11 protein-coding genes are annotated in these 12,382 nt (G+C 34.7%); 2 read left to right on the forward strand and 9 right to left on the reverse strand.

All coding sequences use genetic code 11. The features are described 5' to 3' along the window. Positions 1-203: 203 nt before the first annotated feature. The 8 genes from ACNQGX_RS17870 to ACNQGX_RS17905 all read right to left on the reverse strand — a co-directional run bounded on the left by ACNQGX_RS17870 (position 204) and on the right by ACNQGX_RS17905 (position 7,791). Positions 204-413, reverse strand: a complete 210-nt coding sequence (locus ACNQGX_RS17870) for a helix-turn-helix domain-containing protein (RefSeq protein WP_417978585.1) — start codon at positions 411-413, stop codon at positions 204-206. 3 nt (positions 414-416) lie between these two features. Further along, positions 417-953 carry a DUF2975 domain-containing protein gene (locus ACNQGX_RS17875; protein ID WP_417978587.1) on the reverse strand — a complete coding sequence of 179 codons (537 nt, stop codon included), beginning with the start codon at positions 951-953 and terminating at the stop codon, positions 417-419. Positions 954-1,328: 375 nt separating this feature from the next. Beyond that, positions 1,329-1,781 carry a VOC family protein gene (locus ACNQGX_RS17880; protein ID WP_417978589.1) on the reverse strand — a complete coding sequence of 151 codons (453 nt, stop codon included), beginning with the start codon at positions 1,779-1,781 and terminating at the stop codon, positions 1,329-1,331. A gap of 401 nt (positions 1,782-2,182) precedes the next feature. Continuing rightward, positions 2,183-2,758 (reverse strand): DUF4256 domain-containing protein, encoded by a 576-nt coding sequence (locus ACNQGX_RS17885; RefSeq protein WP_417978591.1) that lies wholly within the window; start codon positions 2,756-2,758, stop codon positions 2,183-2,185. A 760-nt stretch (positions 2,759-3,518) separates the two neighbouring features. Beyond that, positions 3,519-4,013 (reverse strand): SRPBCC family protein, encoded by a 495-nt coding sequence (locus ACNQGX_RS17890; RefSeq protein ID WP_417978593.1) that lies wholly within the window; start codon positions 4,011-4,013, stop codon positions 3,519-3,521. Positions 4,014-5,315: 1,302 nt separating this feature from the next. Beyond that, positions 5,316-6,329, reverse strand: a complete 1,014-nt coding sequence (locus ACNQGX_RS17895) for an NAD-dependent epimerase/dehydratase family protein (RefSeq protein WP_417978595.1) — start codon at positions 6,327-6,329, stop codon at positions 5,316-5,318. A 62-nt stretch (positions 6,330-6,391) separates the two neighbouring features. Further along, positions 6,392-6,967, reverse strand: coding sequence for a Crp/Fnr family transcriptional regulator (locus ACNQGX_RS17900; protein WP_417978598.1), 576 nt, complete (start codon positions 6,965-6,967; stop codon positions 6,392-6,394). 359 nt (positions 6,968-7,326) lie between these two features. Next, complete coding sequence (locus ACNQGX_RS17905) at positions 7,327-7,791, reverse strand: VOC family protein (RefSeq protein WP_417978600.1); 465 nt, start codon at positions 7,789-7,791, stop codon at positions 7,327-7,329. Positions 7,792-8,740: 949 nt separating this feature from the next. Between ACNQGX_RS17905 and ACNQGX_RS17910 the strand changes: the two genes are divergently transcribed. Continuing rightward, the gene (locus ACNQGX_RS17910; protein WP_417978602.1) at positions 8,741-8,968 is read left to right on the forward strand and encodes a hypothetical protein; all 228 of its coding nucleotides are present in this window, start codon (positions 8,741-8,743) and stop codon (positions 8,966-8,968) included. Positions 8,969-9,026: 58 nt separating this feature from the next. Beyond that, the gene (locus tag ACNQGX_RS17915; RefSeq protein WP_417978605.1) at positions 9,027-9,767 is read left to right on the forward strand and encodes a tyrosine-protein phosphatase; all 741 of its coding nucleotides are present in this window, start codon (positions 9,027-9,029) and stop codon (positions 9,765-9,767) included. Between the two features lie 76 nt (positions 9,768-9,843). On the opposite strand, the gene ACNQGX_RS17920 is transcribed toward ACNQGX_RS17915, so the two are convergent. After that, positions 9,844-11,883: a polysaccharide biosynthesis protein gene (locus tag ACNQGX_RS17920; protein WP_417978607.1), complete on the reverse strand. Its 2,040-nt coding sequence runs from the start codon at positions 11,881-11,883 to the stop codon at positions 9,844-9,846. Between the last annotated feature and the right edge of the window lie 499 nt (positions 11,884-12,382).

Consider the following 12,382-nt stretch of genomic DNA (forward strand, 5'->3'; position numbering starts at 1 on the left):
TATTACAATAACGAAAGAATCAAATCAAATTTAAACAAAATGAGCCCGATAAAATATCGAGCTCACTATTGTCAAAATTAATTATAAATTTGTCTAAACTTTTGGGTGCAGTCTAAAACGAGGTTGTTTTTATATTGTTTTGTACCGATTTAGATTTTTAGAACGGTTGTGCAACAGCTACCGCTGTTAGGCGGTCGTTGCTCTTATTTGTCGTTTGCATATTCTAAAATGTCGCCTGGTTGGCAGTCTAAGGCTTTACAAATAGCTTCCAAGGTACTAAATCGGATTGCCTTTGCCTTTCCAGTCTTTAAGATTGAAAGGTTAGATAATGTCAAATCAACTCTTTCAGAAAGTTCATTCAGAGAAATTTTCCGTTTTGCCATCATCACATCTAAGTTTACAATTATGGGCATGGCTTAAACAGTTAAATCGTTTTCGTTTTGAATATCTATTCCTTTTTTGAAGATAGTCGCAATAACGTAGATTACAGCCGCCATCAAAATAAATGCTTGACTATCTGCCCAAAAGGGATTTAAGTTGTCGGTGACAAAACCACGATGCACTAAATTCTTAGCTGATTGTCGAGCTATGTAACTTAATAGTCCAATTGAAAGAGTGTAATAACTAATTTGTGAAATTTGTTTCGAAACAAAGCTGTTGAATGGTTTTGACAAATCAATTTTGCTCACTAATCTGATGACTACATAAAATAGGACAGCTTTCAAAATCGCTATGACAAGTATAAAACTATACATACTGAAAAAAGCCCATTTACTACGTTCATACATTTCACTTAAGTCCAACTTTTGATAAAGATTTTGGACAAATTCAGGTCTATAGAGACTGAAAATAAAATTGACTATCAAACCTCCAGCCTCAATACACAAGCCAACGAAGATGACCCAAGCCACAATATGTAAGCCTTTAAATACGATGTTGTTTGTTTTTGACATAATTGTTAAAAGTTAAAATTACATCACAAAAATAGCAAATAATTATTGATAAACAATAAATATATATTTATATTCAAATAATTTTGTCGGATACTAAAATATTGGAAGTCGTACCTTTAGTTTTAGTTGTGGCTTCTTTTACAATGACCGCCATTTTAATATTTCATATTCGGACTCCCATCTTTGAAAAATCTCAAATATGCAATTCTCAGAGGGTTGTTTTTATGTTTTCAGACAGTCTGACGTTCCCTTATTACAAGAGGTTTGGGATTAAATTAAGCCTTATTTTCGGATTAATCAAATTCTCACAAATACAAACCAATTTTCCCATTAAGTCAATTGCCCAAATCCGTTGTAGTTGCTGTTATGCGCTGCTTATTTTTTTTTAAGTGGTTCAGCAATTCCGATTAAAATCCCTTCGGGTCCACGAATGTAACAAAGTCTATAGGAGTCTTGGTAACGAACTACTTCTTCGACAAGTTGTGCACCATGTTTATAAAGTCTATCGAGCGTATCGTCTATGTCAGCAACCGCAAACATAACTCGTAAATAACCTAAGGCATTTACCGGAGCGTTGCGATGATCTTCTATTGCTTTCGGATTAATGAATCTCGATAGCTCCAGTCGGCTGTTTCCGTCTGGTGTAACCATCATGGCAATTTCTACGGATTGATTACCAAGTCCCGTTATACGTCCCGCCCATTCGCCTTCAATCATTGCTCTTCCTTCTAATTTTAGGCCGAGTTCAAGAAAAAAAGAAATACTTTCGTCAAGAGATTCTACCACAATTCCGACATTGTCCATTCTAAGCAAATTATGTTTTGTCATAGTCTAAAATTTATGTTAAGCGGATTTTCTTTAAGTTGCGCATAACGTCAGTCTGTGAAAAAACTTCCATTTTAATATTTCATATTCGGACTCCTGTCTTTGAAAAATTTCAAATATGGAATTCTCAGAGGTTTGTTTTAGATTTTTAGACAGTCTGACCTGTTGCTACTATAGCGGGTTTGGGACTAAATTATCGTTAATTTTCGGTTTAACCAAATTCTCACAAAACACACCCACCATAACAATAGTAATGGAAAAAACAAAGTCGTTGCATTCATTTCTATTGCCCAAACCATTTGCAACAGCCTGTGACAACTGGGCTTTGCTTATTCATTCGGCATACCTGACAATTCTTTCTCAGCTGATCCGTTCTCAAATTCAATTAGCAGTATGTTCAATATTTAAACCGGTAGCGAGCCACGGAACGCCCTGGCAGCATAGTATGATTCTGCACCGTTATGATACACGAAGACATTGCCGTAACGAAAATCAGCAAAAAGGGCACCACCAAGTTTTCTAATCTCAGAAGGTGTTTTCACCCAGCTTGATGTTTTCGTATCGAAATTTCCAAGTTGCTGCAACTCTCGATATTGCCCCTCCGTTAAAAGTTCAATGCCCATGGCAGTAGCCATATCAGTAGCGCTAGTTGCAGGTTTATGTTCTTTTCTTGACTCCAGCGCTTCGCGGTCGTAGCAAACACTTCTGCGGCCTTTAGGACTTTCTGCTGAACAATCATAAAAAATGTATTCACCCGTCTTTTTATCATGCCTTACAACATCCGGTTCACCACCGGTTCTTTCCATTTCATGGAGCGACCACAGTTTTTCAATCCCGAAGTTTTGGGAGGCTTCCAGCCTTGCTTGTACTTTACCCCATTCAAGACCTTTATGGCGGTTTATGTTTTTCTCAAAACGGTCTTTTAATGCACCTAGTAGTGCTGAAAATTGTTCTGGTGACAACTCCTTTTTATTTTCCATTCTCATTAGGTGTTATTTTAATTGGCGCACGATGTCTTGCAATTGGTGATGTAACATGTCGGGCTCCATGTCATTAAGTTAAGCCATTTTGACCGTCACTTCGAGCTGTAATTTTTATCCTAAAAAAGCAATATAAAATGACTTTTTCAGGTTGTATTCAATTATATATCAAATTGCTGTTATTTCCGAGGTTCAACTGTCCTTAGCTTCCGCAGTCGAGTGTCAAATGTTTGAAGAATACGTAAAAAGAAAAGCTGTTTGAGCGTAGCGAGTTCTTTTCTTTTAGTATTCGAAAACTAATTTGACCGACGAGGAAGTGAAGACTTGATTTTTTTGTTTCTTTTTTGATCAAGCAAAAAAGAAAATTAGTAAGCCCTAATTATTTACTTTCAATAAAACGTCATTGCTAGTAATTTTAAACAGTAATGCTACAGCTTTAATGTTTAAAATTGTATCGAGAAACCTTTGTTATAAAAGAGTTCTCGATATTTCACAACAATTTTCTATCGAAAATTGCTACTCTCCCGAAGCGTCGGGACGAACTGACGAAACCTTAACTTAATGACATTGATGTCGGCCTGAACGATCATTAGTCTTGCTGCCAACTTATACATCCCAGCCATAAAACTAAATCCACTCATATAGTTGACTTTGAACCGTAAATGCATCATCCCCTTTTGCGAACTGCCGTCCAAATTTTCTGTTCTTCATTTTGAAACGCTGGTAAGGCTTGCCCGCAAATAGTGTCCTTTCAGTTTCTTTATTCTTTACCTTCCGCAGACAGTTTCTTTTCGGCTGCAGTTCTTGGATTGCCAGTGCTGTTCGGCTGACCCTTACCTGTCGTGATAAGGCTTCGCAAACTATTCTGTATATAATTACTCCATGCATCTCTGCAGATATCGTAGCACTCATATTCGGGAACTAGACCCAAGTGAGTGAAAACTAGTTGTGTTTGGTTATCCTTTTTAGAGATTTCAAAACTAATTTTGGTTCCTGTCCATTCGCTTTTGTCTTTAGTGAACTTAAAATAGTTATCCATCACAAGCCACACGACTTTTTCGTTTGGAATCACTTCTATTAATTTCATTTGGCACCGATGGATGTCTTCATAATGATAGCTAAACACATCATTGAGTTGGTCTGTACTGCCTTCAATTTCTTCTGACCACCATCCGCGAACATTATTGATGGCATTGAATACTGCTGCAGGAGTTTGGTCTACCAACAGGGTTGTGGTAAAATCTTGATTATCCATAATTTAAATTGTTTTTAATTATTTCATATTCAATACAGTAAAAAAAATAACAGTACAAGAGGACTTCATTGATACTATCATTGATTGTATCAAAAATAGTTTTTTTTCTCTGCACGTCCAAAAATTAGTGTTGCAAACTGGTACAAACAGCCATAAAAAAATGACTAACCTCTTCCCTGCTAATTTAAATAGACTTCGCTTAAAAGTCCCGAAACTTCGGGATAAGTGAGCTTCCTTTTTTATGTTGGTTTACATTTTTACGCGACTGGTGAAACGTTTACAGATGCTACAGTAGATCAGTTTTGAATTTTGAGTTTACTAATGTCAACCCAGTGGTTGTAATTATTAGCCTGCCCTGAGTTTTAATCGAAGGGTGAATTCGAGGTTTAATTTTTTTACAAAAAAAGCAATATAAAATGACTTTGTATGATTGTATTCAATTATATATCTAATTGCTGTTATTTCCGAGGTTTAACTGTCCTTAGCTTCCGCAGTCGAGTGTCAAATGTTTAAAGAATACGTAAAAAGAAAAGCTGTTTGAGCATAGCGAAATCGAAGATTCGTGAATACAAATTAAAATATTAGCGCATGAACAATTCTTTTCTTTTAGTATTCGAAAACTAATTTGACCGACGAGGAAGTGAAGACTTGAAATCGAAGATTCATGAATACCAAAAAACAATAATAACCCATGAATATTTTTTTGTTTCTTTTTTGATCAAGACAAATCGAAGATTCAGCGAACACCACTTATAATAAAAGTTAAGTGAGCTAAAAAAGAAAATTAGTAAGCCCTAATTATTTACTTTCAATAAAACGTCATTGTCAGTGTTTTTTGTGGAGTGAAACGGAACAAAAAATGTCCCGATAGCTATCAGGACGAAAATTGTTTTTAAGTCAAAAATTTTCTACGTCATATCGACCGAAGTGGAGATGCTCGATACTCCCGAAGCTTAGGTATCTGACGAAAATCACTACCAATGACGTTTTTTATTACGTAGCCCTTCGACCCTTCGATAAAAACTCAGGGCAGGCTCTGCTCAGGGTGACACAATGAATGTCATTTTATATTGTTTTTTTGTAAAAAAATTAAGCCTCGAACTGACGAAAATTATAAAATAAAACTAATTACACCCAACGGGTTAATTAGAAAGTAAACATATGGGATTTAAACTATAATTAAAATTCTTTCTGGAAAAGACCGTTTCATCGTTCTTAAAAAAAATCCTAAAAAGAAGTTTCGATGTAGCACTTCTGCCCCAAAATCACAAAACTTTTGTTTAACTGCATACCCTTATTCTGTCACGGTAACCGAGTTTCATTTTTTTTCAAATATAACATTGCTTCCTTAACCACTTCTTTTGAGTTTTTTGGGTTGAAACCCAATTCTGTCCTTGCTTTTGAAATGTCAAAGTCTTGTTGAAGCCCTGAAAACATAGCAATATCTTTGGTACTTAATAAAGGTGCTTTGCCGTTTATCTTACTCCCAACTTCCATAACCCAAGCTATGATAAATAAAATTGGTTTTGGAACTGCTGTTGGAAGTTTTATTTTCAAGTCTGGAAATAATTCTTGTGCAATTTTTGTTGTTTCTTTGATAGAAGTACATTTCTCATTTGCTAAAATGTAGCGTTCACCATTTTTGCCTTTTGTTGCTGCCAAGTAACAGCCTTCGGCTACATCTTTTACATCAATCCAATTCAGGGTGATATTTGTTTCGACCGGTATTTCTTTTTTTAAGATTAAATTTATAATGTTGTAAGAAACACTTAACGGTGCAAAAGCAGAGCTACCAATCATTGCAGAAGGCAAAACGGCAACTAATTCAATAGCATGTTTTTTTGCCAACTCAAAGGCTAATTTTTCACCGTCATTTTTTGAATTGTAATACATATCCCTTCTATCAGGATTTTGTCCAAAACTTTCCTTCGTAGGAAGTTTGGAATAATTTAAAGCCGCAATAGAACTCACATAAACAATTCGTTTCACGCCTGCTGCTGCCGCGGCTTCAATACTATTTCTTATGCCTTCAATATTGACGTCGTAAATTTCTTTTTTAGGGTCTTTTGCCCAAAGTTTAAAAACTGCACCTACTGCGTAAAAGGTAGCTACTCCCTGCAAAGCATTCACCAATGATTGCTTATCTGAAATATCAGATTGAACCACTTCACAATCTAAACCTTCAAAAGGTTCTTTGTTTTTAATGTTACGGACAGAAGCCCTTACTGGAATTCCTTTGCTGATAAGCAGCCTTACTAAGTTGTTACCAAGATGCCCGTTTGCACCTGTAACCAATGCTAAATCTTTCTGTACCATATTTTTATTTTTAATGATGGTACAAAATTGTAAAAATGCTAACCGAAACCACTTAACATTTGTTACTTAATTTGCTGTCGTCTTATTCTGCTAAGACTTTGTGGTTTTATGCCGAGAAAAGAAGCGATGTACTGAATGGGTACATTATGAAGTATAGCGGGATAGTTGTCAATTAATTTATGATAGCGTTGTTCAGCTGTTAGTGTTGCCAATTCTTTAGAACGGTTTTCATTGTAGGCAATTGACTGCTGAAAAACCCCAATGCTAAAGTCTTTAAAAGCCGCACTTTGTTGAGTAAGAAAGTCTAAATCGTTTTTTGTAATTCTCAATAATTCACATGCTGTAATACACGCTACATTGTCATTTGCCTTTGTCTGATTGATGAAGTTAAAATAGGAAGTGATAAATCCAGGAGGACAATTTATATGTGATGTAATTTCAGTACCACTGTCATTGTAATGGAATAATCGCATAAAACCTGACACTACAAAATATAAATAATTCGGGATTTTTCCTTCTGCTTCAATAATGCTGTTTTTAGGAAAAAGTACAGGCTCAAAATAGTCATTGCACAATTTAATATCAGTGTCAGAAAGTAAAACTTTTTGGGAAATAATGTTTATTAAATGATTGTGCATGTAGCAAAGATAAAAAAATTTATTTTTAGATTAAACCACCTCGGGACAGATCCCCAGAGTCGTTCATGAAATGAAACACAAATTGACACGAACAAAAAATCGGTAAAAATCTGTAGCAACTTCTAAGTTTTCGGCTCCCTTTAGAGCCGGGGTAAAATGAAAATTTTATAAGGTATAGAGAATCCCTTTTTTTGCATAAAATCAAAAACTCCATTCTTGATAAGCTTTAATCCCGAATTAATAAGTATTCCGTATCGCTATAAAACAAATAAACCACTCATAAAAATACAAAAAGTCAAGAGTCGGAGATAATTTCCCCGCTATTCTTTAATCATTTTGTTCAATTTACCAATAATGGATTATTGTCCTGAAAACATTTTGTCGGATCGTTTTTGCATTTCCTCAAAGCTCACATCTTCTTTGTGGGTTGTTATCATCCATTTATATCCAAATGGGTCCATTACATGTCCAACTCGGTCTCCATAAAACATATCTTCAATTGGCATTACCACGGTGGCACCCGCATCGACAGCTTTCTGAAATGCTTCATCTACATCTTTTACATACAATCCAAAAGACATTGGATTTCCACCAATAGTTTGAGGACTTTTATTTCCCCATTCAATGTTTTCGTCTGCCATCATAAGTAATGAACCTTCGATCTCTATTTCGGCGTGGCCAATTTTTCCATCGGGCATCAGTAACCTGCCTCGTTCTGTTGCACCAAATGCTTTTTTATAAAAGTCAATTGCTTCGCTACATCCTTTTACGGTTATGTAGGAATTCAGTGTGTATGCTCCTGGATAAATGTGTGATGTTTTCATATTTTTAAGTATTATATTTTTTGAAGTTCAAGTTTGTTTTGCGTAGGCACACAATACAACGTAATGTATTGGAATTTAAATAGTACCAGTTTCACAAGCTCAAAACTCCGATTAATAATTAACTCTAAAAATACAAAAAAACATTTAAATTATAGGACTGTCCGCTTTGCGGGCTACTTTATTTTTTTTGCCAAAGATTTAAAGGATTTCTCCTATAAATCTAATTCACTTTTTCTTTAATCTGTGAAAATCTTTTAAATCTGTGGCAAAAATTGTTGCTGGTATTAGTGAACATTAATGCGAAAGCTTTAATGCTCAAAATTGTATCGCAAATTTCTACTCTCTCGAAGCGTCGGGACGAACTGACGAATCCTTAACATAATAACATTAACCTCGAGCAAAGTCGAGAGAAATCCTTCCAATAAATCATATCAACCATTCCAAAAAAACACCGTTCAACCACAATCGTTTTGTCACCTCGAGCGCAGTCGAGAGGAGCTACCAACCAACCAACCACCCTGATAAAACTATTTCAACATGCATGCATCTGTTCTAGTGAATAATATCTAATAAATGAAAACAAATTTGCATTAAAAACGAAATAATAATAATAATAAACCCGTTGGTGTAATTATTCAAAACGTCAGTTCGTTTTTTGTGGAGTAAAACGGAACAAAAAATGTCCCGATAGCTATCGGGACGAGAACCGTTTTTAATACTAATTTTCTAGTTCTCGATACAATTTTCTTCCCGAGGCTTCGGGAGAAAATCACTCGAATTGACGTAAAATAATTATCAAAAACTAATTACACCCTACGGGTTAATAATAATAATAATAATAATTAAGTATTGCTGAGGGCAACTTAAAAAATTTAAATATGTAAGAAAAATTGTCAATTATTAAATAATTTTTTACTACTTTTAATTAAAACTAAACACTATGTCAAAAGTGACAGCACCCTTCCTAATTAAAGGAACCATAGAGGATATAAATTTTGTGGTCACTGCTGACAGAGAGAATTATGCTAGAAGGAGAGGAAGAAAGAGAATAACAGCCGAAGAGTTCAAAAACAATCCTGTTTTCGACAGAATATGCAATCAGGGGCAGGAATTTGCACTACACTCCTCAACTCTAAAACTGACCCCTGAATGCTTACCACTAAACATCGATCACTGAACACTGAACACTCAAAACTGAACACTGAATACTGAATACTGAATACTAACTTTACACTATGTTAACATTCTTCCGATCAAAGCCCATACTTAAAGATTTAATTCCGGATCACCACATTGACATCCACTCCCATTTATTGCCGGGTATTGATGATGGTGCAAGAACTTTTGAGGATACGCTGCGACTTACTCAAGCGCTGCAAGGCATGGGAATTTCACAATTTATTACGACACCACATATTATTCAACAGGTATGGGAAAATACCCCTGAACAAATTCTGAAAAAAAAAGCAGTAACTGTTTTAGAACTCGAGAAGAACAACATCACAGCTCCTTTTCATGCAGCAGCCGAGTATTTGATGGACGATCACTTTGTACAACTTTTCCAATCTGGCAATTTATTGACTTTAAAAGACAATTACGTTCTAGTGGAAATATCGTATATCAATGCACCAATTCAATTGTATTCCATATTATTTGACTTACAGATAGCAGGATACATTCCCGTATTAGCACATCCGGAACGGTATTTATTTTATCATAATAATTTTAATGAATACCTGAAACTAAAAAGGGCGGGCTGCTTGTTTCAGTTGAATTTACTGTCGGTTGTAGGGTATTATGGCGCTGCAATAACTAAAACAGCGGAGCAATTACTGCAAAAAGGAATGTATACCTATGTGGGCTCGGATGTACATCATGACAACCACATTACTGCCTTCGATCAAAAAGTAAAATTAAAAGACGTAGCACCACTAAAAGAAGCCATAGCCAACAATCAGTTTTTTAAGTTTGACTGACTCGATTCTTTTATAAATAAAAATGCCCCCAATAAGTGTCTAACTTTTTGGGGGCAATCTACTTTGGAGCCTTTTTTTAATCTACCAAATGCTTTTCTTGCTTGTCTAATAACTCAAAAGTGGAATTCATGCTTTTGAACTCTGGAACAATTTTTTTCATTTTTATTACAATTTGATCATTGTCAAAATGATTCGCAATACGTATCAGCTCTTCAATAGCGGCATTCAAGTCTTCAAATTCATCCAAAATCTCCTCTGAAATCATGATTTTTTCATGATACGTAGGCAATGTTTTTGAAGTATCGTTTAGCAATTCTTCATATAATTTCTCGCCCGGTCTCAATCCGACGATCTGTATTTTGATATCTTTATCCGGGATAAAACCGGCTAACTTAATCATCTTTTTAGCCAAATCGATAATTTTAACAGGTTTCCCCATATCAAAAATATAAATTTCTCCACCATTGCCCATGGCTCCTGCCTCTAAAACTAATTGACAAGCTTCAGGAATAGTCATAAAATACCTAATGATATCGGGATGCGTAATCGTAATTGGGCCTCCATTAGAAATTTGCTTAGTAAACAAAGGAACCACGGAACCATTAGAACCTAAAACATTTCCAAAACGTGTGGTTATAAATTTTGTCGCATTTTTCCCTCTGTCTTCGTGATTTTTTGATTGCAGGGAATGCACATACTTTTCGGCTATTCTTTTGCTGGCTCCCATTACATTACTTGGGTTTACTGCTTTATCAGTAGATACCATCACAAATTTTTTGACATTATACAAGCACGACAAATCGGCTAGATTTTTGGTCCCCTCAATATTCGTAAGAATTGCTTGGGAAGGATTTTCTTCCATCAAAGGGACATGCTTATAGGCAGCTGCATGAAAAACTACTTGAGGTTGATGTATTTTAAAAACATTGTCCATAGCTTCTTTATTCCTTACATCGGCAATTATAGTATGTATTTCTGAATCAGAATTCAAAGCATTCATTTCTAAAAACATATGATGCAAAGGTGTTTCTGCCTGATCTAAAATAAGTACTGTCTTAGGATTGAAATTTAATACCTGACGCACAATTTCGCTGCCTATAGATCCGGCAGCTCCGGTAATTAGAATGGTTTTATCCTTTAGTTGTTTGGATATCGATTTACCGTCTAATACGATAGGTTTTCTTTCCAGTAAATCTTCAATTTGGATGTTTTTTACTTTCTGTGAAATTTCTTTTTGATTTTCCCAGTCGGAAATTAATGGCACTGTAAATACACTATAATTGAATTCTAAACATTGGTCTACAATAATTAATTGCTCTTCTTTGGACAAACTTTTGTCGGCAATAATAACTGCTTGGGCGTTAACGGAACGCATTAATGGGGGTAATTTTTTCTTTTTAACCAAAATTGGTAAATCCAACATACGTTTAGTCGCATTTTGATTATTTTTATCGACAAACCCAACAATTTTAAATCGGGAAGGGGTTTCAAATTTTAAAGCATTCGCTACCGATATGGCATTGGCATCCGTACCATAAATGATCGTTCTGATCAATTTGTTTGTTCCTTGTTCTGAAAAATAGATCTCAAAAGTTTGTTTGATTATTACCCGATATAAAAATAACCCACAAAAAGAAAGTACGATGTTTATGAAAAAAGCAGTGTTTAAAAATGCTTTCTCTCCATGTAACAACTCGTACCCAAAATTAAAAAAAAGAAACAGCACCAGAACTGCCATTTGTGAAAACAAAAGCTTAACGGCATCAATATAAGAAGAGTGTCTGATAATCCCGGAATACGTTCTAAACAACCAGAAAAAGAAAACATTTATCCCAAATAAGGCAGATATGAATGTAAAGCTATGTGGCGTAATTATATAGTCTAGTCCAGTTCCCTTAAATATTAGAATAGTAAAAAAAAAGGATAATACTAAAACCGAAAAATCCATCATAATAATAATCCATCTGGGCAGATAGCTCAAATTATGAATGCTGAATTTCAAGTTTTCTCTTGAAAAAAAAGTAGAAGTTAGCGGCGCTGAACCAGAGTCTTTAGTATTACTCAAAGTATTTTTTTTTAAAAAGATTAATTCCTTACAATACATCAAAAATAACATTTAATGAATTGAAAAAAAAATCTTATTGATTCAATTTAATTTAATATTCGAATAAACAAAAAAAGAGATGCAGTACATCCCTTGTTATCAGCCAAAATTCATATTTAATCCGAGAAATAAAATAGGCTAACCCGTTGGGGCTAATTAGCTTTTTTGCAATAAATTTTCGTCTGTCCGAGTGTTTTTTCTTCAGTTCGTCCAGACACTTCGAGATTTTGTGGAGTAAAACGCAACAAAAAATGTATCGAGCAGGTCAAACGCATTAAAATAAGTTGAAGTTTAAACCACATAGAAACATAGTGTTTATTCCTGCAAAAATAAATTTTGACGATGATAAGAGTACACAATAGAAAAAAAAGCATTGGCTTTTTTTCTATGTCATCTAAATTTCGACTGTTCGGAACAGATTTAAATCAAAAATTAAATTAATTTCTATGTTTCTCCTATGTTTGCGAAGTTATCGATTTTAATTATTAAAGTCCATAAATTTGAATAATGA

The organism is Flavobacterium glycogeni, assembly GCF_048286775.1.
Taxonomy (GTDB): Bacteria; Bacteroidota; Bacteroidia; order Flavobacteriales; family Flavobacteriaceae; genus Flavobacterium.